This window comes from Dietzia sp. ANT_WB102 (assembly GCF_008369165.1).
GTDB lineage: Bacteria > Actinomycetota > Actinomycetes > Mycobacteriales > Mycobacteriaceae > Dietzia.
The window spans coordinates 746,823-770,858 of the sequence record NZ_VOBA01000001.1 but is presented as its reverse complement, the minus strand read 5'-3'; the positions used below and the strand labels follow the sequence as shown (position 1 = coordinate 770,858).

Here is a 24,036-nt window from a genome sequence, read left to right as displayed (position 1 = left end):
CCCTCGGCTAGCAGTCACGCCGGTCCATCGGCCGGCGTTATGCGCTCGCTTCGAACAAGCACAGCTGCGGCGCGGTGGCGTTCTCTTGGTGTGCGGCATGGCGGGAACTGGGAAAACTGTCGCGATTTCCGAGTGGTTGCGCTGTGCGGCACGCTCGGGTTCGGTCTCCGCGATCGGGTGGGTCTCGCTGTCAGAGGAGCACAATGACATCGGAGTCTTTTGGGGATCGCTCCTGGCTTCTCTCGAACTGCCGGAACTGCCGGAGTCAGCGGCACACGCAGCTGAGCGTCCGTGGAAGGGGGCCGAACTGATCGCCGATTCCTTCGCCCGGCTCGATGGCTCCCCACTGGTCGTGTTGGACAACGTGCATGCCATCTATAACCCTGTAGTTCTCGCCGGACTGGCCCACCTTCTTGAGCGGCTGCCCGGCCACGCCACGATCGTCGTGTCATCTCGATTCCGGCCGGCCATACCGTGGCATCAACTCGACCTGGCTGGCGTACTAGTTCGGGCCGGCCCAGAAGATCTGGCGTTCACCCGAGTCGAAGTCCAGGCCCTGCTCGATGCCTCCGGGGTGCAGGTTGAGGACGCCGAACTCGACTTGATCCTCGAGATCAGCAGCGGGTGGCCGGCAATAGTCAGGATGACCGCGCAATTACTGGCGGCAGCGGAGGACAACTCTCGCGCTCTGACATCGGTCGTCGCATCGGGCCATTCCGTAATCTCGGATTTCCTCGCCGGGGAACTGCTCAGCTCAGTCAGTACTGAGCACCGCGACTTCCTCACCCTTACGGCGGTGCCAGACGAGTTCGACACTGCACTTGCCACTGAACTGGCGGGCACCAGCGCGTCGCGTCTGCTGTCCGAGGTGCTCGACCTCCAGTTTCCTTTTGTGTCCACGAGATCCGACGGCGACGAGACCTATCGTTATCACCCGCTGATGCGGGCCTATCTGAGATCCGAGCTCGTGCGAGCACTGGGTTCGGACGGTGTGCGCAGGATCGAACTACGGGCCGGACATTGGTATTTGAACCTGCGCACTCCCGTGGCTGCCATTCGGCACCTACTCGCTTCAGATGATCGCTACGGGCTGTATCGGGGGCTGCTGGATCTGGGCCCAAAGGCTGTGCTCGGTCCGGATGCCGGAATGTTCCTCAAAACACTTGACGAGGCTCCTGTCGAGGTCGCTGACGACCCGTGGGTCCACCTGCTCCGTAGCATCCATGGCATCGAGTGCGGGGCCATGGCCGATGCTGACGCCTTCCTGCAGGCAGCGTCAGGTCGGCCATCAGCGATCTGCCCCCCGGACCTGTTTGACCGCTTGCACTGCGCCGTCACGATCGATCTACGCACCAGGTTCGGCGAGAACGTGCCCGTCTACGCCTTGCCGGCGGCAGTCGCTGACCATCGGGAAATCGAGGCATACGTCGCCGTCCAACAGGCCAAGCTCATGCTGCCGCCGATCGGGCACAACAGGGTGAAGCACCAATTGCTCATCGCTGTCAGCAGGGCCGATTATGCGAGATGCCCGGCACCGCACCTTGAAGCGTTGACGTTGCTGGCGCTACTTGACGGAGCACACGACCAGTTCGTATCGATGGGGATCCGCGCGCTCGCCGCTGTCCGCGCGGCAACAGCAGCGGGTATCGGGAATAACGCTGACGTAGTCCGCTGCGTCGTGATGTGCCGTTACTTCCACTTTCTGACCGGAACCCAAGCTCCCGAGCAAGTCGAGACATCCTTCGCGTTGTCGACGGGGGCTGACGGGATGCTGACACCCCTTGCAGGGTGGGACTGGCACGCGCTCTCAGCCCTGGTGATGTTCCCGGATTCAGAATGCAAGTCGCAGGCGGCCCGAGACATCGCGGAGGCCACCAAAGCTGCTCTCGCGTCTCCGGGCGCCCACCCCCTATTGGCACCGACAGTTCCCCTGGCGATCCAGGCTCTGATCGCGGCCCATGAATACGAGCTGGCGCAGCGGATAGTGCAGATCGCAACCACCATCCTCGGCCACTGCCCGGAGTTTTCTGTCGCCTCCGCGATGATCGAGATTGCAGACGGCCGGGTCAGACACTGCCCGCAACTGCTGGACGCCGCGCTGTCCCACCCTGCGCTGAGACTCGTCGGGGGGATTCAAGCCCACATATTGAGGGCTGTCGTGGCAGCTGATGCAGGACAGGACGAGCGGGTCCTCGGCAATCTTGAATCCGCGATCGCCCTAGCCGAACCGCAGCACCTGGTCCACCCGTTCCTCTCGCTCGATCGGGCGGTCCCTCTGCTGGATGCCTACGTCGGGAGGTTCGGCCGACACGATGCGTTCGTCGACCGCATCCGAACCCGGCCGGACGCTGTCCATCTCTCCACGAACATCGCTCTCACCCCGGCGGAACGACGCGTCCTACAGCACCTTGCATCCCCTCAGTCCACCCAGGAGATCGCCGACACACTCTGCGTCTCGGTCAACACGGTCAAGACCCATCTGCGGGGCATCTACCTCAAGCTGGGCGCGACTTCTCGACGAGACGCGATCTCCGCCGCCAGAGTGGCGGGATTGTTGTGAACCGGCACAACCTTCACACAAATCCTGATGGAACCCGCGTCTCGGGCGCGTAAAACAACCCCTATGCGGCTTGCGGTCGATAGTTCACCTGCCCTGGGTGATGCGGCCGATGCGACAGAGAGGCAATAGTTCGGCCCAGAACCGAACACGTTCGATCACACCTCTGAGAGCTGGCTCTTATGACCGGATCCACCGTCAACGACCAAGACTTCATCGACGCCGCTCGGGGATTCATCGCGTCGCTCCAACCAGGCGTGGTGGCGGATTCCTCCGGGAACACCGTGTGGGATGCCGACAGCTACCACTTTCTCCAGGAAGAATGCCCGGACACCGTCAATCCGAGCCTGTGGCGCCAAGCCAAACTCTGCACCATGCAGGGCTTGTACGAAATCACTGAAGGCATCTATCAGATCCGCGGACTGGACCTGTCCAACATGACCATCGTCGAGGGCGTAACCGGGGTCATCGTCATCGACCCCTTGATCTCCACCGAGACGGCGGCGGCAGGACTGGCCCTTTACCGCGAACATCGGGGCGACCGGCCCGTTACCGGGGTGATCTACTCCCACTGTCACCTCGACCACTTTGGCGGGGTCAAGGGGGTGACCACTCAGGATGAGGTCGAGGCGGGGCACTGTCCGATTCTGGCTCCGATCGGCTTCGTCGAACACGCCGTTTCAGAAAATGTCTATGCGGGCACCGCGATGGGGCGCCGCGCCGGATACATGTATGGGGCCGCGCTGCCACGTGGTCCACTCGGAGCGGTCGGCGCCGGCCTCGGCCCCACCACATCGACGGGAACCCCGACACTCATCGACCCGACATTACACATCGATCATACCGGGCAGGCTGAGACGATCGACGGTGTGCGCATCGAGTTCCAGCTCACGCCGGGCACCGAAGCCCCCGCCGAGATGAACTTCTACTTTCCCGATCACCGCGCGCTCTGCATGGCAGAGAACGCCACCCACACCCTGCACAACTTGCTCACGCTGCGCGGGGCGCCGGTCCGTGATCCGCACATCTGGGCAAAATATCTCACCGAGGCGATTAACCGGTACGCCCCGATATCGGACGTTCTGTTCGCCTCACATCATTGGCCGACCTGGGACACCGACCGTCTCACAGAGTTCTTGCGCACGCAGCGAGATCTCTACGGGTACCTCCACGACCAAACACTGCGTGCGCTCAACAAGGGCCTCACCGGTATCGAGATCGCGGAGGACTTTCAGCTGCCACCGTCGGTCGAGCGAGCTTGGCACACCCGCGGCTACTATGGATCGGTCAGCCACAACGTCAAAGCGATCTACCAGCGCTACCTGGGCTGGTTTGATGGCAACCCCGCAACCCTCTGGGAACACCCCCCCGTCGCGGCGGCACGACGCCACGTCGAGTTCATGGGCGGCGCAGACGCCGTTCTCGACAAAGCGCGAGCGTCATTCGAGGCGGGCGACTTCCGCTGGGTAGCCCAAGTGGTGAACTACGTCATCTTCGCCGATCCCACCAACACCGACGCGAAATTGCTTCAGGCAGACACCTTCGAACGCCTCGGCTACGGCTCCGAGAACGGTACCTGGCGCAACTTCTACCTCATGGGCGCCTACGAACTCCGCCACGGCAATGTCGGCACGCCCATTGCCGCCGCGTCCGACGACATCACCGCAGCACTCGACGTCGAACAGGTCTTCGATGCGATCGCCTTGAGGGTCAACGGGCCTCGCGCCTGGGATGCCCGGATCACGATCGACTGGCAGATCACTGATACAGAAGCCACTCACCGCACCGAGCTGAGGAACGGACTCCTCGTCCACTTCGACGTCGTCGACGGCGGCCTCCCCACCGCGGACACCACCTTGTCCCTCTCAGGCAGAACTCTGCACGCCCTGCTCTTCGGAGACGGGAACCTGGAGGCACTAGTCGCCAGTGGCGATGTCGAGGCCAAGGGCTCCCCCACCGTGCTGTCCGAACTCATGGGATACCTCGATCACCCCGACCCGGACTTCGCCATCGTCACCCCGTAGGGACGGTGGCGCCCCCGACGCCGATGAATGGACCCGGCGTCCGCGCATCCGCCAGTGATCAGGGGGCTGAATTTGGGCGCCTCGATCGGAGTGGCTCTCGCTTTGGCCGTCGATGTAGCGATCCCGCCAATCCCGATTGGCGCGGTCATCCACATTCACCTGTCCCAATGCCGTCGACGAGTGCGGCACGACGGCATCTCTCTGACAGCATTCACCCTCGACGGATGAAGACTGCACTGTCACCGCCTCGTAGCGTCACAGGCGGCAACACTCTCTCCAGTGAGGATCATCATGGCCGGAACACTGACCGTCTGGAAATTCAACACCGACACCGGCGCCGACACGGCTGTCGAGACGCTCAAGAATCTGCAACAACAGGAACTGATCACCGTGCATGATGCCGCGGTTGTGCGCTGGGCCGAGGGCGCGAAAAAGCCCAAAACCCGCCAACTCAACAACTTGGCCGGTGTCGGCGCCCTAGGGGGCACATTCTGGGGCCTGCTATTCGGAATTCTGTTCTTTGTCCCCCTGCTCGGCGCAGCAATTGGCGCAGGAATCGGTGCGCTATCCGGCTCCCTTTCAGATGTGGGGATCGACGACAACTTCATTAACCAGTTGAAAGAGAAGATCACACCCGGCACGTCTGCCTTGTTCGTACTTACGTCGGACGCCAAGATGGATCGAGTTCACGACGAGTTCAAGAGCCTTCACGCCGAACTGTTGTCGACCAACCTGAGCCACGACCAAGAAGCTGCGCTTCGCGAAGCATTCGCCGAGTGACCCGAGCAGGCGCCGTGGCGAGGAGGCTATCGGAATTGCTTGTGGCGCTGCCGATAGTAGCCATGATTGTCACTGCCGCATGAATGCGCGATGGGATTCCGTCGACCACAATCTTCTCAAAGCTCATCGCGTGCTGCGCCCAGGCTTCGGTACGGAAGCGGCGGTTTACGGCACCATTCTGGTAAGCGGACTCGTAGCCGTCTCGTCGGCACATGAAGAGAACTCCGTGACGGTGTTGCTCACCGTTGTCGTCACCGTCCTGGTGTTCTGGGGCGCACATGTCTATGCGGGTACCGTGGCCCGAATAGGCGAACGATCAGTGGTTGCCGGCACCGAGATTGTTGGATTCAGGGAAGCTCTCGGACTGTCGACCCAACATTCGCTCGGGATGCTGACCTCCGCCACTGTTCCTGCGCTAGTGCTACTCGCCGGGACAACGCGGCTCATCCCCGACGATCTGGCAAACGACCTCGCCCTTTGGTCTGGCGTGGTCATACTCGCCGTTCTCGGTTACGTCGCATTCCTCCGCCGCGGCAGCGGCCTAGTCGCCAGAGTCGCAGGCGCCTTGGGGACAGCATCGTTCGGTGCGGTTTTTGTGATTTTCAAGGCGATCATTCATTAGAAACGCTTTGATGCTCGCTCCGGATCCGAGGCGTAGAGCCAGGACTCCGCCGTACCCGGCCGGATCAGCGCGCGGCCAACCAGGATCACCGCGGCCTGGCGCAGCCCGGCCCTCTCCACCGCATCCGCGATGTCTCCGAGGGTGCCCCGCAATTCCACGCGATGCGGCCTGCTCGCGTTGGCCACCACGGCCACCGGGCAGTCCGCGCCGTGGGTCGGCACCAAACGTTCGGCGAGTTCGCGGATCCGGGTGATCGCCAGGTGCAGCACCAGCGTCGCTCCGGTGGCGGCGAAGTTCTCTAGTGCCTCAGCCGACGGCATCGCCGTGGACCGGGCCTGCGTCCGCGTGAGCACCACGGACTGCACCACCTCGGGAACCGTGAGTTCGACGCCCAGTTCCGCGGCCGCGGCCGCGTAGGCGGGCACTCCCGGGACCACGTCCCACGGCACGCCCACCGCGTCGAGGCGACGGGTCTGCTCGGCCAGCGCGGAATACAGCGACGGGTCACCCGAACACAACCGGACCACCTCCGACCCCGCGGCGTGGGCGGCGACGATCTCGGCGATGATTTGGTCGAGATCGAGATGCTGCGTGTCCACCAGCCGGGCCCCCGGCCGGCAGTGCGCGAGCACACCGTCGTCGAGGTAGGTCCCCGCGTAGAGGCAGACGTCCGCAGCGGCCAGAGCGGCGGCGGCGCGCAAGGTGAGCAGGTCCGCAGCGCCGGGGCCGGCTCCGACAAAATGAACGGTCACGAGGTCTCCTCGGTCGATTCGAAGCAGGGCTTGACGGCCGCCCACTGCACGACGGCCCGCGCCGGGGCCCATCCGGTGAATCTGCCGATCGAGTCGGCGTGCTCGACCTGCAGACGGGTGAGTTCGCCGCCGAAGTCGGCCCGGGCGTCGATGACAGCCCGCTCGGTCTCAAGGGTCACCGCGTGTGCGACCAGCCGGCCGCCCGGTCGAAGCGCGTCCCAGCACTGTTCCAGCAGGCCGGGTGCGGTGCCGCCCCCGCCGATGAACACGGCGTCGGGCCGGGGAAGACCGTCGAGAGCCTGGGGCACCCGGCCGTGGACGACGACCAGCGAAGGCACGCCGAGGGCGGCGGCGTTGCGCTCGACGCGCGCCGCCCGGTCGGGATCGGCTTCGACGGCGATGGTGCGGCACGACGGGTGGGCGCGCATCCACTCGATGCCCACCGAGCCGGCGCCGGCGCCCACGTCCCACAAGAGCTGCCCCGGAGCAGGCGCGAGGCGGGACAGCGCCGAGGCCCGCAGATCACGGCGGGTGAGCTGGCCGTCGCTGGCGAAAGCGTCGTCGGGGAGCCCGGGCGCCCACCCGAGCGGACGGGCGGCTGCGTCAGCCACGCACTCGACGGCCAGGACGTGCAGCGCAGGCGCCTCGCGGCCGGTCTCCCAGTCGCTCGCCGCGCAATCGGAGCGCGCCTCGGCGGAGCTGCCTAGATCCGAGAGCACGGTCAGCGTGCTCCCACCGAAGCCGGCTCCGGTCAGCATTGCCGCGACGTACCCCGGGGTGTGCTGGTCGGCAGAGAGTACGAGCAGCCGCCGCCCCGGCGCGAGCTCCCGCACCAGCGCACGGTGGTCGCGCACCACCGCGACGGTCTCGGCCGGCCACCGCATCCGGGCGCGCGCCAGCGCGACTGACGAGACCGCCGGGAGCACCTCCACCGCGTCCGCGCCGAGCAGGTCGATGAGGGTGGTGGCCACCCCGGCGACCAGGGGATCGCCCGAGGCCAGCGCGACGATCCGGCGTCCGGCGTACCGCTCGAGCAGTGCGGGCAACCCGGGCCGCAGCGGCCGGGGCCACTGCGTCCGCTCGGCCGTCACGTCGCCCGGCACCATCCCCAGATGCCGCTCCCCGCCGAGCAGCACGTCGGCGCCGAGGACAGCGCGACGGCGGGGCTCGTCGAGCCCCGCCCACCCGTCGCCGCCGATGCCGACGACCACCACCCGTGCGTTCATGACGCGGAACACTACCGCCGAGCCCGGACGTCCCAGCCGACAGGACGCTGGGATAACCTCGAGCTCAACACAACCGAACACCCCCACAGCACGAGGTGCCCCACGGCCGCCATACGCGGTCGGCGGGGAGAATCTGGGAAGCCGGTGAGAATCCGGCACAGGGCCCGCTACGGTAACCCGAGCCTTCCGACGCCTGAGCGTCGGTCGAGCCGGGAAGTCCGGAGACCGGCCTCGCGCTGACCAGCCTGGCAGACGAGAGCGGGAGCCCCCATGCCACTGCAATACCCGTTCAGCGCTGTCGTCGGTTCCGACGACATGGCGCTGGCCCTGACCCTCACCGCGGTATCGCCGTCGGTGGGTGGTGTCCTCATCCGCGGCGAGAAGGGCACCGCCAAGTCCACGATGGTCCGCGCCCTCGCCGGGATCCTCCCGCCGATCGAGGTCGTGTCCGGCGATCGATTCTCGTCCGCGCCGGACGACCGCGGTACCGAGACCCCGGACGGCCCGATTCCCCACGACGCACCCGTCGAGAGTCGGCCGGTTCGCCTGGTCGAGCTCCCCATCGGGGCGTCGGAGGACCGGATCGCCGGATCTCTGCACCTGGAGAAAGCGCTCAGCGAGGGCGTCACGGCGTTCGAACCCGGCCTCCTGGCGCGGGCGCACCGCGGAATCCTCTACGTCGACGAGGTCAACCTTCTGCACGACCACGTGGTGGACCAGCTCCTCGACGCCGCCGCCATGGGCCGGGTCACCGTCGAACGCGACGGCGTCTCGGTCGAGCACGCCGCACGGTTCGTGCTGGTGGGCACGATGAACCCGGAGGAGGGCGAGTTGCGGCCGCAGCTGCTCGACCGGTTCGGGCTGACCGTCGAGGTGGCCGCGCCGCGCGATCCCGAGCTGCGGGCCGAGGTGATCCGCCGCCGGGTCGCCTACGAGTCCGACCCCGCCGCGTTCATCGCCGCGTTCGCCGCCGACGAGCGCGCGCTGCGGGAGCGGATTCTCACCGCCCGCGAGCTCATCGACCTCGTGGAGCTCACGCCGTGGGCGCTGACGAAGATCGCGACGGTGTGCGCGGGTTTCGACGTGGACGGCATGCGCGCCGACATCGTCACCGCCCGCACGGCCGCCGCCCACGCCGCCTGGCAGGGCCGCGTCCGCATCACGCGCGAGGACATCCGCGCCGCCGCCCGCATGGCGCTGCCGCACCGTCGCCGCCGGGCCCCCTTCGACGCCCCGGGGCTCGATGAGGAGCTGCTCGACCGGCTCTTGGGGGACGACGACGACCCCGACCCCGACCCCCGGGACGAGACTCGGCCGGCCGACGACGCCGACCTCTCGGAGGGTGCGGACGAGTCGAGCGCCGCAGACGCCGCTGCGGCCGACAACACCCCCGCCGACGAGGACGCTCCGGCCACCGCGGGCACTCCCGATGGGGTCTCGGCGGAGCACCCAGCGCAGGGGGATTCGGGGCAGCCGGACCGTGCCGACACGGCCGACAGCACCGATGCGGGCGACGCCGACGAGGACCCGCAGGACGACACCCCGGCCGACGACGCTGGTAGCGCGACGGCCGAACCGGGCTCCCAGACCGCGAACGCCGGCGACGACAGCGCACCCGGCACGGTCGTGGCGGCCTCGGCGCCGTACCGCACGCGCCTGCTCACCGTCGCCGGGACCGGCCAGGGCGTCTCGGGGCGCCGGTCTCGGGCCGTCACGAGCAGCGGTCGGCGCACTGGCGCGGGCGGGTTCACCGGCTCCGACGTGCACCTGCCCGCCACCATCCGCGCGGCGGCGCCGTGGCAGTCGGCGCGCGGGCGTGACGGTGGCCCGGCTGGCGGCCCGGGCGGTGGTCGATTGCGTCTGACGTCCCGCGACCTGCGCTCGGCGGTCCGGGAGGGCCGCGAGTCCAACCTCGTGCTGTTCTGCGTGGACGCCTCGGGCTCCATGGCCGCGCGCACCCGCATGGAGCAGGTCAAGACGGCAATCCTCTCCCTCCTACTGGACGCCTACCGCCGGCGCGACAAGGTGGGCTTGGTGACCTTCCGCGGGTCCGGCGCGGAGATCGCCCTGCCGCCCACCTCCTCGGTCGACGTCGCCGCGACCCGTCTGGCGCAGCTCCCGGCGGGCGGCCGCACCCCACTGGCGGAGGGACTGCTCGCCACAGCCGAGGTCCTGCGCATCGAGAGTGTCCGCGATCCGCAGCGGCGGCCCCTCGTCGTCGTCGTCACCGACGGACGCGCCACCCACGGCCCGCACGCCCTGGACCGGTCCCGCGCCGCGGCGGCCGGGCTCGCCTCCCTCGGCGTCGCCTCCGTGGTGGTGGACTGCGAGACCGGTCGATTCCGTATGGGACTGGCGTCCGAGCTCGCCGCGCACCTCGGCGCCGAGCACCTCCCCCTCGGGGAGGTCACCGCCGAGGGCCTCACCCACACCGTCCGTGCCCGTACCGCTCACCCGCACACCGCGGCCCACGGCCCGGCGCGAGACGACCACAACCGACCCCGAGGAGATGTGGCCTGATGCCCAAGGGACAGCCCGAGACCGTGCCCGACGACGGGCTCAGCACCCGCCAACGCCGCAACCGGCCTCTCGTCATGGTCCACACCGGGCCCGGCAAGGGAAAGTCCACGGCCGCGTTCGGCGTGGCCATGCGCGCGTGGAACCAGGGCTGGGACATCGGCGTGTTCCAGTTCGTCAAGTCCGCCAAGTGGCGCATCGGCGAGCAGACCGTCATGGAACGCCTCGCCCGCCTCCACGACGAGACCGGCGAGGGCGGCCCGGTCGAGTGGCACAAGATGGGCTCGGGATGGTCCTGGTCGCGTAAGGACGGCACAGAGGACGATCACGCCGCCGACGCCGCCGAGGGGTGGGCCGAGATCAAGCGCCGCCTGGCCGAGGAGCGACACGACCTCTACCTGCTCGACGAGTTCACCTATCCCATGAAGTGGGGCTGGGTGGACGTCGACGACGTGGTGGAGACGCTGATCTCGCGCCCCGGCCGCCAGCATGTGGTGATCACCGGCCGCGACGCCGACCCGCGGCTGATCGACGCCGCCGACCTGGTCACCGAGATGACCAAGGTCAAGCACCCGATGGACGCCGGGCAGAAGGGGCAGCGGGGCATCGAATGGTGACCGCCGCGCCAGCCTCCACAGCGCCGACCTCCACCGCGCTGCCGAGGCTCGTGGTGGCCGCGCCGGCGTCCGGGCACGGCAAGACGACCGTCGCGACCGGGCTCATGGCGGCCCTGCGGCGCACCGGGCTCACGGTGTCCGGACACAAGGTGGGCCCGGACTACATCGATCCCGGGTACCACGCGCTCGCCACCGGGCGGCCCGGCCGCAACCTCGACCCGCATCTGGTGGGCGAGGAGCAGGTCGTGCCGCTGCTCCAGCACGGCGCGCGGCTCGGCGGGGCGCCCGGGTCTCGCGCGGCCGACGTTGCGGTGATCGAGGGCGTGATGGGCCTGTACGACGGGCACATCGGCGGCGACGGGTTCGCCTCCACCGCGCACGTCGCGCGGCTCACCGATTCCCCCGTCGTGTTGGTGGTGGACATCTCGCACGCCTCGCGCAGCATCGCCGCGGTGGTGTTGGGGATGGCGTCGTTCGATCCGTCCGTGCGCATTGCGGGCGTGGTGCTCAACAAGGCCGGATCCGTGCGCCACTCCGACGAGGTCCGGCGCGCGCTGGCGCCGCTCGGCATTCCGGTGCTGGGCGTGCTGCAGCGCGATGACGACGTCACGGCCCCTTCCCGTCATCTCGGCCTGGTCCCCGCCGCCGAGCGCCCCGAGGCGGCGCGGTCGCTCGACCACCTGGCCGGCAAGGTGGCGGCGTCGATCGACCTCGAGGCGGTCATGAGGATCGCCCGGTCCGCGCCGCCGCTGGCAGGCGAGGCGTGGTCGGCGCAGACGGCGTTGGAGTGCACCACAGTTGTAGTGGATGGTGGCGGCCCCGTGGCGGGCCGGGCTCGTGGAGTCGACGACGACGAGGCTCGCCCGCTCATCGCCATCGCCGGTGGCCGGGCGTTCACGTTCCGCTACGCCGAGACGGCCGAGCTGCTCGAGGCGGCCGGCTGCTCGGTGGCGCCGTTCGACCCGCTCGTCGACGAGTCATTGCCCCGGGGTACGGCGGGGATCTACCTCGGCGGAGGTTTCCCCGAGGTGCACGCCGGTGACCTCGCCGCAAACGAGCCAATGCTGCGGGAACTGCGCGCGGCGACATCCGCAGGGACGCCGACCGTCGCCGAGTGCGCCGGCCTGCTCTACCTCTGTCGCAGTCTCGACGGGACCCCGATGGTGGGGGCGATCGACGCCGACGCCGCCATGGCCCCGCGGTTGACGCTGGCCTACCGCCGTTCAACCGCGGTCGCCGACAGCGTCCTCTCTACCGCGAGCACCGAGGTCACCGGCCACGAGTTCCACCGCACCGCGGTCACCCCGTCCGCCGGGACGGACCGCGGCAGCCCAACTGTCGGGGCGGCTGCCGGCTCCGGGTCGGCGCCCGCCTGGACCAGCTCCGCCGGGGCCGAGGGATTTGTCACCGGCTCCGTGCACGCCTCCTACCTGCATACGCACTGGGCTGGGCACCCCGCGTTGGCCGCGAGGTTCGCCGCCCACGTCCGCCGGTTCGCCCGGGCGGGGGCGGAGGCGTCCGTCTGACGACTATCGCGGGGCGACCCGATCCGCGGCCTCGACAGCGGACGCCACCACGGGCACCCCCTGCGCGCTGGCGGGTCTACGCACCACGACCACCGGCACGCCCAGCTCGGTCGCCACGACCATCTTGGCCCAGGTCAGCGCCCCGCCCGAATCCTTGGTGACCAGAACGTCGATGCCGTGGCGGGTGAACAGCTCGCGCTCGCCCTCCTCCGTGTACGGGCCGCGGGCACGCATTACCACCCACTGCTCTGGCAGCGGATGCTCCGGCGGATCGACCACACGCACCACCGCGCGCGCATTCCCCAGCGGGCCGGTGAAACGGTCGAGGGACTGGCGGCCCACGGTGAGTAGTGGCCGCTCCCCCAACTCGGCGACGGTGTCGGCGGCGGCGTCGTGGTCGTCGACCCAGTGCCAGGATTCCGCTCCGGGGGCCGCTGACCAGCCCGGACGCTCCAACCGCAATAGCGGCACCCCGGTCGAGTGGCAGGCGGCGGCGGCATTGCTGGAGATCACGCGCGCGAACGGATGGGTGGCGTCCACCACCGCCCGCACCCCGGACTCGCGAAGGTGCCGGGCCAACCCGTCGACTCCGCCGAACCCGCCGATCCGCACCTCGCCCACGGGCAGCCGCGGCCTCGACACGCGTCCGGCCAGCGACGACACGACGGGCACCCCACGTTCCACTAGCAGCGCGGCGAGCTCGCGGGCCTCACCCGTCCCGCCCAGCACGAGCACGGTCATCGGTCCGCCCCCGGCGGCAACAGTGGCAGCTCGGGCGCGCCGGCCCGCGCCAACTCGAGTAGGGCGTCCAGGTCGAGGTGGGCCTCGGCGAGATCGGCCAACAGGTCGAGGCGGGCCTCGCGCGCCCGGGCGAAGCTCACGTGCGACGCCGCGCGCGCCCGGCCCGCGCCTGACTCACCCGCGCCTGCCTCACCCGTGTCTTCTCCCCCCGTGCCTCCTCCACCCGAGCCACGGACAACCTCGGCCAACAACGCCGATCGAAAGCCGTCTGATTCGAGAGTTCCGTGCCACATGGTCCCGAACACGCGTCCCCGCCGGGCTCCGCCGGGGAACTCCTCGTCGTCGTCGTAGTCGTTGCCATCACGGTCGTCGGCGCCGTCGCGACTGCCGGCGGCGTCGATCGTCACCCTCCCGTGGTGGATCTCGTACCCGCGCACGTCCTCACCGAGGGCGCGCCCAGTCGGCAATCGCAGTACCTTCTCGGCGCCGAAGCGGGTGGTGACGGCGAGCAGTCCCAGGCCGGTGACCCGCGCACCGGGCTCGCCCTCGATACCGTCCGGGTCGCTGATCGTGCCGCCGAGCATCTGGAACCCGCCGCAGATCCCCAACACCGCGCCGCCGCGCCCGACGTGGGTGGTGATCGCGCGGTCCAGGCCCCGGGCGCGGAGCCACGCCAGATCGTCGAGGGTCGCGCGGGTGCCTGGGACGACGACGAGGTCCGCACCGGCGAGGTCGCGCGGCTCCGTGACGAACTCGACGTCGACGTCAGCTTCCAGTCCGAGGGCGTCGACGTCGGTGAAGTTGCTGATCCGAGGCAGTCGGATCACGGCCACCCGCAGGGTGGCGGCAGCGTCGGCGGCGCGCGCGGTCACCGCGAGGGCGTCTTCCGAGTCCATCCACAGGTCGGGATCCCAGGGCAGCACCCCGTGGACCGGCCGACCGGTGAGGTCCTCGAGCTGGCGCAGCCCGGGGGCGAGGAGCGTGGGGTCGCCGCGGAACTTGTTGATGACGAACCCGGCGACCAGCCGCTGGTCCGCCGGGGCGAGCAGCGCGACTGTGCCGTACAGTGCCGCGAACACTCCCCCACGGTCGATGTCGCCGACCACCACGACCGGCATGTCCGCGTGGCGGGCCAGGCCCATGTTCACGTAGTCGCTGTCGCGGAGGTTGATCTCCGTGGGGCTGCCGGCGCCTTCGCAGATGATGAGGTCGTGGCGGGACGCGAGGTCGTCGTATGCCGCGAACGCCGCCCGGGCCAGGTGGGCTCGCCCGTCGACGAAGTCCCGCGAGGAGACCGAGCCTGCCGGCTTGCCCATGACCACCACGTGGCTGCGCCGGTCACCGCCGGGCTTGAGCAGCACCGGGTTCATCGCGGGCTCGGGCTCCGCGCGGGCGGCGAGCGCCTGGATCCATTGGGCGCGGCCGATCTCGGCGGTGCCGTCCGGACCCTCGACGACCATCGAGTTGTTGGACATGTTCTGCGCCTTGAACGGCGCCACCCGCAGGCCGCGGCGGGCGAATGCCCGGCACAGGGCGGTGGTGACGACGCTCTTGCCCGCGTCGGAGGTCGTACCGGCGACGAGCAGGGAGGGGGTCACAGTCGTCGATCCTAATCGGGCGCGTGGCGGGTGTTCGCTCAGCGGTCGAGGGCAGGCCGGATCACTGTTAACCTCGCACTCGTGGCCCGCGTGACGCGGTTCACATAATGACCCTGACGAAAGGACACAACTGCCATGGGTTCAGACGCACTGGGCTCTCTCGGCTCGCTCGCGGTCGGCTCCCTCGCCGCCCCGCTCCTCGGCTCGCTCGGACTCGGGTCCCTGCTCCAGGGGTACGGCAGTGACATCGGCAGCGCGACCGACTCGCTGACCGGCCTGCTGCCCACCGACATCCTCGGCGGCCCTTCTCATTCGTCCGAGACACGGGAGACGACCCCGGGACCGCGCGTCGGTCCCGGGGTCTTGTTCTGTCGCGGGCGGGCCGGGCGGGCCGGGCGGGTCGGGCGGGTCGAGCGTCAGGAATCCAGTGACGTCTTGCTGGTCTCCGGCGCGAGGACCAGCGAGACGATGGTGAGCACGCCCAGTCCGACCAGGTAGTAGCCGACATGCGCGACCGAGTAGTTCTGCACCAGCCACACTGCGACGAACGGGGTCAGGGCCGCGCCCAGGATGGCGGAGAAGTTATACGCCACTCCGGAACCCGTGTAGCGGGTGTTGGTGGGGAACAGTTCGGGAAGCACTGCGGACATCGGTCCGAAGGTCAGGCCCATGAGCGTCATCCCGACGCACAGGAAGAGCAGCATCCGGACCACATCGAGGTCACTGCCGGTCCCCATCGCGTCCGGGTCGAGCCACCAGCCGAAGCTCAGGCCGAACGCGATGATCGCGGCGGTGACACCGAGGAGCATCCGGCGGCGACCGAACTTGTCGGCCAGCAGGCCGGCGACCGGGATGAACGCGGCGAAGAGGACGATCGCGATCACCTGGATGATGAGGAACGACCGGTAGCCGTAGCCGAGCCCGCCGGTGCCCTCGCCGCCGATCGCGAATGACAGGATCCATGTCGTCATCAGGTAGAACAGGCCGTAGGTGGCCAGCATGATGAACGTGCCGAGGACGATCTCCCGGCCGTTCTTGCGGAACACCTCCGAGACCGGGGCCTTGACCCGCTCGTTGTTGACGATCGCTCGAGCGAAGACCGGGGTCTCCTCGATCCGGAGTCGGACGTACAGGCCGACGCCGACCATCAACACCGAGAGCAGGAACGGCAGACGCCATCCCCACACGAGGAACGGGTCCGCCAGGTCGGCCGCGGTGGAGTCGTACGTGAACCACGTCGTCAAGAGCAGGAACAAGCCGTTGGCGAGGATGAAGCCGAACGGCGCCCCGAGCTGTGGCCACATCGCGGCGAACGCGCGCTTGCCCGGCTCCGCGGTCTCGGAGGCCAGGAGTGCGGCGCCCGACCACTCGCCGCCGAGGCCGATCCCCTGGAAGAACCGCAGGATCGTCAGCATCGCCGGCGCCCACAGGCCGATCTGGTGGATCGTGGGCAACAGGCCGATGAGGAACGTGGCGATGCCCATGGTCAGCAGCGCGCCGACCAGGGTGACCTTCCGCCCGAGACGGTCCCCGTAGTGGCCGAAGACGATCGACCCGAGGGGCCTGGCGATGAACGCCGTGCCGAACGTGGCCATCGAGGCCAGCAGGGCGGTGCCCGAATCTCCGCCGGCGAAGAACAACAGCGGGAATACCGACACCGCGGCCGTGGCGAAGATGTAGAAGTCGTAGAACTCGATCGTGGTGCCGATGAGCGAGGCGAGGACGATGCGTCGCCGAGGCACCGGCTCGGCCGGGATCGTTTCGGCGACCGCGGTGCTCGTCCCGTGGGGCTTGCTGGACCCGTCCGGCGTTGCCATGTTCCTCCTAGGACTTCGGGGCAGCGAGGGTGTCGGCTACCGTCGACCGCGACAAGGCTAGGCGGACAAGTGACCTCGGTCACCCTCTGAGGTGGTGGGTGCGCACGTGGCACAGTTCGGATCGATAATTTTCGCGATCGTTGCGCACGGTGTCCAATCCCGGGACCCGATGTGTGCCCAGGCTCAGCGTCCCCGGTAGTGCGAATACGTGGTCCCGTTCTCGAAGACCCGATGGTCGACGAGTTCCATCTCCAACGTCGTGTCCGGCGGCAACGCACGGAGACCGCCCCCTACCACCTTCGGGACGACGAACAATCGGAAGTCCGTGACCATCCCCGCGCGGATTGCCGCGCTCGCGGTGGTGGGCCCGAAGATCTCGACCTCGCCGGGGGCGTCGTCGACGATGCGTTCCACCGTGCCCAGGTCGAGACGCGGAACTAGGCGGTCCCGATCGGAGATCAGGTCGTCGACGGCAAGGGTGGACGACACCACGGTTTGCGGAATCGCATTCCAGAGGCGCGCGAATTCGTGCTCGTCAGGACTCCACGACTCGCCTTCCGGTGGCGACTGCCAGTACTCCATCAGTTGGTAGGTGCGGCGGCCGAGAACCTCGTGGACAACCGGCTCGAGGCGTTCCACGTGGAACCGGAACACTTCCTCGCTCGGGGCCGACCAGTTGAAGTCGCCGCTCGCGTCCGCGGCATAACCGTCAACGGAAACGGTCGCGGTGTATGTCAGCGTGCCCATGGCGATCCTCCCGGGCTCGAAGAGATGTGCAGGAGTGTAGTTCCCTGCGCGGTTTCCCGGCTGAGCGTTTCCCACGCGTCCGAGTCGGGGCAGCGGTGATCGCCTACCGCTGACGCGCGGGGTCGCGCTCGGCCGGTCAGCCGTCGGAGGCGCTGGCTGTGGACTGGGCGTCGCGGAGACCGGCCTCGGCGATGGCTTGGCGCGCGTAGACCCACCGGGCGGTGGAGTTCAGGTGCGAGCGGTGGTCACCGATGTGCATGCCCCAGGACAGAAGGGTGATGACGCGGTTCCTGAAGCCGATGAGGAAGGCGAGGTGCACCACCAGCCAGAGGACCCAGGCGATGAAGCCGTGGAGTTCGAGCGGTCCGACTTTGGCCACCGCGCTATAGCGCGACACCGTGGCCATGGACCCCTTGTCGAAATACTTGAACGGCGGGCGCTCCGCCGGGGACCGGCCATGTTCTACTTCCCGAACGATCTGCTTGGCGACATACTTGCCGCCCTGAATCGCGACAGGCGAGACACCTGGCAGGTTGTCGAGATTGATCATGTCGCCGATCACGAAGATCTCCGGATGCCCGGGCAGGGAGAGGTCTGTGTTCACCAGGACCCGACCAGCCCGGTCCACCTCTGCACCGGTCTGCTCGGCGAGCATCGCGCCCAGTGGGCTCGCCTGCACGCCGGCCGACCAGATCTTGCAGGTCGTGTCGATTCGGCGGACTGATCCGTCCGGGTCCTTCACTTCAATTCCGTAGTAGTCGACATCGGTGACCATGGCGTTGAGCTGGATTTCCACACCCATCTGTTCCAGCCGCGCACGGGCGGCGTTGCCGAGCTTGGTACCGAAGGGAGGCAGGACGGCCGGGGCCGCGTCGATGAGGATGATGCGGGCACGCGCCGGGTCGATCTGCCGAAAACTGTTCTTCAGCGTCCGATGTGCGAGTTCGGCGATCTGACCGGCCATCTCCACCCCGGTGGGCCCGGCACCGACGACGACAAAGGTGAGCAGCCGGCGGCGCTCGTCGTCGTCATCGGTCACTTCGGCCTGCTCGAAGCAACCCATGATCCGGCTCCGCAGTTCCAGCGCGTCGTCGATGGACTTCATCCCGGGAGCCCAGCGCTCGAAGTGATCGTTGCCAAAGTAGGACTGGTTAGCTCCTGCGGCAACGATCAGACTGTCGTACTCGAGCTCGAAGTCCACGTGCCCGGCGGCCGCGTGGATCGTCCGAGCGGCCACGTCGATCCGGTCCACATCCCCCAGCGCGACGGCCGCGTTCTTCTGGTCGCGCAGGACCAGCCGGATGGAGGGTGCGATCTCCCCGACTGACAGGATTCCCGTCGCCACTTGGTACAGCAGCGGTTGAAAGAGGTGGTGACCGGTCCTCGCGACCAGGGTCACGTCCACGTCCGCCTTGTCGAGCGCCCGGGCGGCGGCCAACCCCCCGAAGCCCGACCCGATGATGACCACCCGGTGACGACCACCCACTCGGGCGTGGTCGCCTGCCACTGGATGAGAGTTCACGGTCATGGCGCCTCCTCGACCTGACACTGCCCAGGTTCCGGGTCCGGCAGGGGCCCTTCGCCGATCCTAAACCGCCCCAGGGACCTGGGGCTCGAAGCCGAGAAACCGTCCTGCACTTGCACGCTTCCCGAGATGCGACCAGTGCCGTCCCACTCACTAGCCGACACCGTCTCAGATGACGGTGACGGCCGCCCAGGGTGCGCCGATCAGGTGTGGCGCGGCCGCCACGCAGTACGCCAGGACCAGGGTGACAGCGGTGCAGGCGAGGGCCAGCACTTTGTCCATACCAGCGCCTGCACGGATTCGCAGCGGTCTCGGCGGACGGAAGTTCCACCATCTCTTGCCGCCGATGCTGACGACCCCGCCGAGCAGGGGCACCCCTCGCTTAGTGATCATGTCGCCGAAGATGTGCACCAGGACGCCAGCGGTGACAGCCGCGCCGAGCGCCGCGCTGCCCGCCGAGGCCGGTAGCGCCCACCACACGGCTACCGCGAGCGCCAGCGACAGTCCGGTGACGTAAGCCCAATCCTGTTTCTTGGTCCAGGTCGGGGCCAAGCCCCGGATCGCCAGGCCGAGCATAAAGAACAGCACCCCGATCGCACTGTTCTTGCCGAACTTTGTGACGAGTGCGGCCGTGACCGCACCCGCGAGGAGAGCGAACCACACGGTGTGGGTCGCGGTGCGGTGCCCGTTGCGGATCGGCGCGTCCTTTCGCGTCATCGTCGCTCGATAGATCGACTTCGAGATCTTCTCAGTGACATGGGCGACGGACTTGGACACCAGTCCGAAGCTGCGCGCGAGGGTGCTCTGCGGCGAATCGAGGTCTGGGAGCAGCGCCGCCCCGGCGGTGACACCGGCAAACACGAATACCTCTGTCGCGGACGCCGCCCCGCCCCAGCCAATTGGTAAGAACGCGCCGATGGCCAAACCCGCTGCAGCACCGCTCATCGCGTGCGTAGGTCCCATCACCATGTGCAGTTCACCCTACTTTTCACGAGGTTTGGCAGCGCTTAGCCGCCCTTTTTAAACTCTGATCCGCCTTGGAGAGACCCCACGATTTATCGATAAGCAGCAATTACGCCGATATCGACTTCGCAATGCAGCTCTCTTCTCGGCGAGAAAGCGGGCGGCGGGAAATCCGGGACGATTTCTCCAATGGCCATCCCACGACCGCTGTGCTCAGATGGGGTTCGCCTGGACGGCTGTACTGGGGCGGAACGGTTCTCCCGGGGGTTCCACCCCCCGAGCCAGACCCACTGGAGCTCCCGCCGGTCCCAAAATTGCGGCGCGGGCATCCTGACAATGCGGCGAGAATTCGCCAATCCGGCAAACCAATTTCGCTCCATCAAGACTTACGAAATTCATAGTTCCACCTCTTTCCGAAAGGGCTGATGAACGCTACCCTTTACAAAAGCCGCTAGCCAGATCTCTGAAATTCCTGAAATTCGGTGACATTCGCACCCGTCTAGCAATCGACTTGCTCGCTCGCGCGCTCGGCGCACTGCCGTAGGAGTTGCTTCGATCGGGCCCAACTGTCAAGAGGCTCCAGATGAACAACGTGACGCCGGGGTTCAACCACGTGATCCCCCCATCGATCATGACCCGTGACACTGTTGACACGAGGATCGGACGGCTGAAGTTCTTCGACGGGCTACCATCCGACGCGACTGTACAAACCCTGTACGACAACCTCGATTTTGTACGAGCCGTGCAGGTGTTTCTCGACTTTGTCCCCGCCAGTTCGATGGAGGCTATGCGCCGAGGAAATAAGGCGATGGGGGTGACGGCCCCGCACAAGGTTTTAATTTTCGACAACCCGATGGACTCCAGCCCGTTGTTCCTCACCGGCAACACCGACACCGTCTACCTCTCAGGAATTCTTGATGTAGCTACGGAGGGTCCGATCGTGGTGGAGGTCCCGCCGAAGTGTGGGCCAGGAACCGTCAACGATGCGTTCTTCCGCTTCGTGATCGACATGGGAGGGCCCGGCCCCGATCGCGGCCAGGGCGGAAAGTACCTCGTCGTCCCCGACGACTACGACGGCGAAATTCCAGACGGCTACTTTGTGGGCCGCACTCCGAGCTCGTCGAATTGGCTGATTTTGCGGGGACTGCTGGTCGACGGCCGCCCCGATGCCGCGGCCGCGTCCTTCCGAGAAGGCGTCAAGATATATCCGCTCGCCAAGGCCGACAACCCTCCGGCGATGGAGTTCATCACCGTCTCGGGCGAGCCGTTCAACACCATCCACGCCAACGACTACGCCTTCTTCACCGAGGTAGCCGAAGTCATCGCCCGCGAGCCGGTGGGCTTACTCGACCACGAGCTCCGCGGTCTTGCCGCCAGCATCGGCATCCGCAAGGGCCACCCGTTCGCGCCCGACGCCCGGATGACGGCGATCCTGTCCGACGCCGCGGCGGTTGGGAGCGCAACAGCCAGAGCAATGGTGTTCAAGACACGCGACGCCGAGGCGTACCTCTACGAAGGCAGTGCGTGGAAGGCGGCCTTCATCGGCGGCGATTACCAGTGGCTCCGCGACGGAGGAGTCGGCGGGCGCAACCTCGACGCTCGCACTTCATACTTCTACCTCGCCACCGTGAACACACCGGCAATGGCCCTGGAAATGATCGGGCTCGGCTCTCAGTACGCCTTCATCACTGTCGATAGCAACGGTGACTATCTCGACGGCTCAAAGCAGTACCGACTCAGCATTCCCGCCGATGTGCCCGCCAAGGACTTCTGGTCCGTCGTCATCTACGACCCGCAAACCCGGTCCGAACTCCAGACCACCCAGCCCTACCCCAGCAAGAACAATCAGCGGGACCCGCTTGCCGTCAACCCGGATGGCTCCGTCGATTTAGTATTCGGCCCAACGCCCCCGGCCGACCACGAATCCAACTGGACCGAGACAGTGCCAGGCAAGGGATGGTTCGCAATCTTTCGCCTATACGGTCCACTTCAACCCTGGTTCGACAAGACCTGGCGTCCGGGCGAGGTAGAACCCGTCAAGTAACAAAGTCCCGCCGAACAAGGCCCGCCGACTCGCGCTCCTTCCGAAGCGAGGTGTCGGCGGATGGTGCCCGCGAGGCAGCGTCGATCCCTGTCGCCGACGTGGGAACCACCCGCAGTCGGTGGGGGATGGGCCTCGCGACATCTGCCGGATCTGGTAGTTGACCCGGCACGGAGCACCTTCTCTCCTGCAGCGGCCCAGCCCAACGGTCGGATTCAACGCGCGCTGTGCTCCAACCCAATCGGCGGCCGAGGACCTTTGACTCGCCCACAGTGACCTGCGTCATACCTTCCTGCACGATTGAGTCATCGCCACTGCTAGCCGGCACTGAAGCGCCCCTGCTTCATGTAGCCGCCGTGGATCGATGACTTACACCATCCCCGTTTCCGCAGGAGGAACTCTATGTCTGGCTACCACGATCACAATGATCTTTCGTATCTCGCGCAACTCAAGGATGCGGCCCCCAAGGAGTTCGCAGCGTGGGTCAAGCTCGATAGCCAGGTCGGACGCACAGACGGCGCCATCCCGCACAAGCAGCGGGAGCTTATCGCGGTGGCCTGCGCGCACATCACCCAGTGCGTCTACTGCCTTGACGTGCATATCAAGGCCGCAATCGAGGCCGGAGCCTCTCGTGAGGAGATCGCCGAGTCGGCCCTCATTGCGGCGGCGCTGCGCGCAGGTGGTGCCGGTGCTCACGCCGCACTGACGATGAAACTCTACGAACAGCACTCCGGGGGGACGGAAAAGTGACCACCGACAACGCGATAGCTTTCGCTACCACAGTGGACTCAGAGTTAATTCCGCCGCTCGACGGGGTCCGGGTCCTGGACTTCTCCCGGTACGTCTCTGGGCCGTACGCCGGGATGCTGCTCGCGGACGCGGGCGCCGAGGTGATCAAGGTCGAACCCGAGGGCGGCGAGGTGTCCCGGAGCCTTCCACCGATAATGCAGGACGGCGCCGGCAACGACCACAGCACGTACTTCTTGCGACTTAATCGGGGCAAGAAGTCGGTGGTGCTCGACCCGCGAAGCGCCGAGCATCGTCCCGCGCTGGAGCGACTCATCGCCAGTGCCGACGTCGTGTTGGAGAACTTCAGACCCGGCGCATTTGAGGCATGGGGCCTGGGCTGGGAGGAGCTGCAACGCATCAACCCGCGACTGACATACGCGACCATCACGGGATTCGGACACAGCCCGAGCCGCTCGCGTGACTGGCCTGCGTTCAACCTCGTAGCCGAGGCCATGGCGGGCGTGGTGGGACGCTTCCCCGAGGGTGACCAGCCGGCCAAGGCCGCGGGGCTGCCCTTCGGCGATTCCATGGCCAGCCTGCACGCGGTCAACGGCATCGTGATGTCGCTCCTTCGCCGCGCGACTACCGGTCGCGGCTCCCGGGTCGACATCGCGATGTACGACTCGATGCTCTCCGCCAACGAGTGGAGCATCGCCTGCCAGTCCGGTGCCGGCATCGAGGTCGAACTGGGTGCCACGGTTCACCCATGGTTCGCCCCGTACGGATTCTTTGAGGCCCGCGACGGATGGCTGTGCATCTGCGTAGCCACCGATGGTGCGTGGAAGCAGTTCTGCGCCGTGGCCGGCCTCGACCAGCTGTGGTCTGACATGCGGCTCCGGACCGGCACTGGCCGGGCAGAGCACTTCCATGAGGTCATCGCTTCGCCGATGTCAGCGTGGCTCGCCGCCACCCCGGCCAGGACGGCCGCCACCCTGCTGGCCGACGCCGGCGTTCCCGCAGCCCCCCTCCAGCGGCCCCCCGACCTCGTGGACGACGAGCAGGGTCGCACTCGCGAAATGCTCACCGACCACCCGGTCGGAGACGGTGGCTCGATCACCCTCGCCGGCAACCCCGTGCGCATCGAACCCCGGCTCGCCCCTCACGCACAGGGCTTCTCGACCCCTGGCCAGCACACCGACGAGATCCTCGGCGAGCTCTTCCCTGAGCACGCGATCTCGCTGCCCTCTCACTGAA

19 protein-coding genes and 1 riboswitch are annotated in these 24,036 nt (G+C 67.5%); of the genes, 11 read left to right on the top strand and 8 right to left on the bottom strand.

Annotated elements, in window-relative coordinates; all coding sequences use genetic code 11:
• Positions 1 to 97: 97 nt before the first annotated feature.
• The 4 genes from FQ137_RS03460 (at position 98) to FQ137_RS03445 (ending at position 5,983) form a co-directional block, all read left to right on the top strand.
• Entirely contained in the window at positions 98 to 2,560 is a 2,463-nt protein-coding gene (locus FQ137_RS03460) for a LuxR C-terminal-related transcriptional regulator (RefSeq protein WP_149291145.1), read from the top strand.
• A 179-nt stretch (positions 2,561 to 2,739) separates the two neighbouring features.
• The gene (locus FQ137_RS03455; protein ID WP_149291144.1) at positions 2,740 to 4,581 is read left to right on the top strand and encodes an alkyl/aryl-sulfatase; all 1,842 of its coding nucleotides are present in this window, start codon (positions 2,740 to 2,742) and stop codon (positions 4,579 to 4,581) included.
• 279 nt (positions 4,582 to 4,860) lie between these two features.
• On the top strand, positions 4,861 to 5,361 hold the full coding sequence (locus tag FQ137_RS03450) for a DUF1269 domain-containing protein (RefSeq protein WP_255583502.1): 501 nt from the start codon (positions 4,861 to 4,863) through the stop codon (positions 5,359 to 5,361).
• A 79-nt stretch (positions 5,362 to 5,440) separates the two neighbouring features.
• Positions 5,441 to 5,983: a hypothetical protein gene (locus FQ137_RS03445; RefSeq protein ID WP_149291143.1), complete on the top strand. Its 543-nt coding sequence runs from the start codon at positions 5,441 to 5,443 to the stop codon at positions 5,981 to 5,983.
• Here the strand turns inward: FQ137_RS03445 and FQ137_RS03440 are convergent.
• Both FQ137_RS03440 and cbiT read right to left on the bottom strand, forming a co-directional pair.
• Entirely contained in the window at positions 5,980 to 6,735 is a 756-nt protein-coding gene (locus tag FQ137_RS03440) for a cobalt-precorrin-4/precorrin-4 C(11)-methyltransferase (RefSeq protein ID WP_149291142.1), read from the bottom strand. The two genes, FQ137_RS03445 and FQ137_RS03440, sit on opposite strands and share 4 nt — an antisense overlap.
• Complete coding sequence (gene cbiT, locus FQ137_RS03435; RefSeq protein ID WP_149291141.1) at positions 6,732 to 7,961, bottom strand: precorrin-6Y C5,15-methyltransferase (decarboxylating) subunit CbiT; 1,230 nt, start codon at positions 7,959 to 7,961, stop codon at positions 6,732 to 6,734. Before cbiT ends, FQ137_RS03440 begins: the two co-directional genes overlap by 4 nt.
• A gap of 76 nt (positions 7,962 to 8,037) precedes the next feature.
• A riboswitch (cobalamin riboswitch) is annotated at positions 8,038 to 8,210 on the top strand.
• Between the two features lie 21 nt (positions 8,211 to 8,231).
• On the opposite strand from cbiT, the gene FQ137_RS03430 reads away from it, so the two are divergent.
• Genes FQ137_RS03430 through FQ137_RS03420 form a run of 3 tightly spaced genes read left to right on the top strand, consistent with a single transcriptional unit; the run spans position 8,232 to position 12,621 of the window.
• Positions 8,232 to 10,481 (top strand): VWA domain-containing protein, encoded by a 2,250-nt coding sequence (locus tag FQ137_RS03430; protein ID WP_149291140.1) that lies wholly within the window; start codon positions 8,232 to 8,234, stop codon positions 10,479 to 10,481.
• Entirely contained in the window at positions 10,481 to 11,095 is a 615-nt protein-coding gene (cobO, locus tag FQ137_RS03425; protein WP_149291139.1) for a cob(I)yrinic acid a,c-diamide adenosyltransferase, read from the top strand. Before FQ137_RS03430 ends, cobO begins: the two co-directional genes overlap by 1 nt.
• On the top strand, positions 11,089 to 12,621 hold the full coding sequence (locus FQ137_RS03420; RefSeq protein WP_149291138.1) for a cobyrinate a,c-diamide synthase: 1,533 nt from the start codon (positions 11,089 to 11,091) through the stop codon (positions 12,619 to 12,621). The genes cobO and FQ137_RS03420 overlap by 7 nt, the downstream gene beginning before the upstream one ends.
• Positions 12,622 to 12,624: 3 nt before the next feature.
• Here the strand turns inward: FQ137_RS03420 and FQ137_RS03415 are convergent, their stop codons facing one another.
• Complete coding sequence (locus tag FQ137_RS03415; protein WP_149291137.1) at positions 12,625 to 13,362, bottom strand: cobalt-precorrin-6A reductase; 738 nt, start codon at positions 13,360 to 13,362, stop codon at positions 12,625 to 12,627.
• Positions 13,359 to 14,960 (bottom strand): cobyric acid synthase, encoded by a 1,602-nt coding sequence (locus FQ137_RS03410; protein WP_149291136.1) that lies wholly within the window; start codon positions 14,958 to 14,960, stop codon positions 13,359 to 13,361. The genes FQ137_RS03415 and FQ137_RS03410 overlap by 4 nt, the downstream gene beginning before the upstream one ends.
• 135 nt (positions 14,961 to 15,095) lie before the next feature.
• Here FQ137_RS03410 and FQ137_RS03405 point away from each other — a divergent pair, with 135 nt between their 5' ends.
• Positions 15,096 to 15,458 carry a hypothetical protein gene (locus tag FQ137_RS03405; protein ID WP_149291135.1) on the top strand — a complete coding sequence of 121 codons (363 nt, stop codon included), beginning with the start codon at positions 15,096 to 15,098 and terminating at the stop codon, positions 15,456 to 15,458.
• On the opposite strand, the gene FQ137_RS03400 is transcribed toward FQ137_RS03405, so the two are convergent.
• The 4 genes from FQ137_RS03400 to FQ137_RS03385 form a co-directional block, all read right to left on the bottom strand.
• Complete coding sequence (locus tag FQ137_RS03400) at positions 15,377 to 16,777, bottom strand: MFS transporter (protein WP_149291134.1); 1,401 nt, start codon at positions 16,775 to 16,777, stop codon at positions 15,377 to 15,379. The genes FQ137_RS03405 and FQ137_RS03400 overlap by 82 nt on opposite strands.
• A 183-nt stretch (positions 16,778 to 16,960) precedes the next feature.
• Positions 16,961 to 17,524, bottom strand: coding sequence for a dihydrofolate reductase family protein (locus FQ137_RS03395; RefSeq protein ID WP_149291133.1), 564 nt, complete (start codon positions 17,522 to 17,524; stop codon positions 16,961 to 16,963).
• 136 nt (positions 17,525 to 17,660) lie between these two features.
• Positions 17,661 to 19,052: an NAD(P)/FAD-dependent oxidoreductase gene (locus FQ137_RS03390; protein ID WP_149291132.1), complete on the bottom strand. Its 1,392-nt coding sequence runs from the start codon at positions 19,050 to 19,052 to the stop codon at positions 17,661 to 17,663.
• 165 nt (positions 19,053 to 19,217) lie between these two features.
• Positions 19,218 to 20,012: a metal-dependent hydrolase gene (locus tag FQ137_RS03385; RefSeq protein WP_255584098.1), complete on the bottom strand. Its 795-nt coding sequence runs from the start codon at positions 20,010 to 20,012 to the stop codon at positions 19,218 to 19,220.
• Between the two features lie 583 nt (positions 20,013 to 20,595).
• On the opposite strand from FQ137_RS03385, the gene FQ137_RS03380 reads away from it, so the two are divergent.
• The 3 genes from FQ137_RS03380 (at position 20,596) to FQ137_RS03370 (ending at position 24,035) form a co-directional block, all read left to right on the top strand.
• The gene (locus FQ137_RS03380; protein ID WP_149291130.1) at positions 20,596 to 22,056 is read left to right on the top strand and encodes a DUF1254 domain-containing protein; all 1,461 of its coding nucleotides are present in this window, start codon (positions 20,596 to 20,598) and stop codon (positions 22,054 to 22,056) included.
• A 399-nt stretch (positions 22,057 to 22,455) separates the two neighbouring features.
• Entirely contained in the window at positions 22,456 to 22,803 is a 348-nt protein-coding gene (locus FQ137_RS03375; RefSeq protein WP_149291129.1) for a carboxymuconolactone decarboxylase family protein, read from the top strand.
• 32 nt (positions 22,804 to 22,835) lie between these two features.
• A complete protein-coding gene (locus FQ137_RS03370; RefSeq protein ID WP_188064755.1) occupies positions 22,836 to 24,035 on the top strand; it encodes a CaiB/BaiF CoA-transferase family protein in 1,200 nt (399 codons plus the stop codon).
• The last annotated feature ends 1 nt before the right edge of the window (position 24,036 follow it).

Coding starts and splice junctions, on each gene's coding strand:
- FQ137_RS03460 (WP_149291145.1), top strand. CDS start 98: ATGGCGGGAACTGGGAAAACTGTCGCGATTTCCGAGTGGTTGCGCTGT.
- FQ137_RS03455 (WP_149291144.1), top strand. CDS start 2,740: ATGACCGGATCCACCGTCAACGACCAAGACTTCATCGACGCCGCTCGG.
- FQ137_RS03445 (WP_149291143.1), top strand. CDS start 5,441: ATGAATGCGCGATGGGATTCCGTCGACCACAATCTTCTCAAAGCTCAT.
- cbiT (WP_149291141.1), bottom strand. CDS start 7,961: ATGAACGCACGGGTGGTGGTCGTCGGCATCGGCGGCGACGGGTGGGCG.
- FQ137_RS03430 (WP_149291140.1), top strand. CDS start 8,232: ATGCCACTGCAATACCCGTTCAGCGCTGTCGTCGGTTCCGACGACATG.
- cobO (WP_149291139.1), top strand. CDS start 10,481: ATGCCCAAGGGACAGCCCGAGACCGTGCCCGACGACGGGCTCAGCACC.
- FQ137_RS03420 (WP_149291138.1), top strand. CDS start 11,089: ATGGTGACCGCCGCGCCAGCCTCCACAGCGCCGACCTCCACCGCGCTG.
- FQ137_RS03415 (WP_149291137.1), bottom strand. CDS start 13,362: ATGACCGTGCTCGTGCTGGGCGGGACGGGTGAGGCCCGCGAGCTCGCC.
- FQ137_RS03405 (WP_149291135.1), top strand. CDS start 15,096: ATGGGTTCAGACGCACTGGGCTCTCTCGGCTCGCTCGCGGTCGGCTCC.
- FQ137_RS03400 (WP_149291134.1), bottom strand. CDS start 16,777: ATGGCAACGCCGGACGGGTCCAGCAAGCCCCACGGGACGAGCACCGCG.
- FQ137_RS03395 (WP_149291133.1), bottom strand. CDS start 17,524: ATGGGCACGCTGACATACACCGCGACCGTTTCCGTTGACGGTTATGCC.
- FQ137_RS03390 (WP_149291132.1), bottom strand. CDS start 19,052: ATGACCGTGAACTCTCATCCAGTGGCAGGCGACCACGCCCGAGTGGGT.
- FQ137_RS03385 (WP_255584098.1), bottom strand. CDS start 20,012: ATGGGACCTACGCACGCGATGAGCGGTGCTGCAGCGGGTTTGGCCATC.
- FQ137_RS03380 (WP_149291130.1), top strand. CDS start 20,596: ATGAACAACGTGACGCCGGGGTTCAACCACGTGATCCCCCCATCGATC.
- FQ137_RS03375 (WP_149291129.1), top strand. CDS start 22,456: ATGTCTGGCTACCACGATCACAATGATCTTTCGTATCTCGCGCAACTC.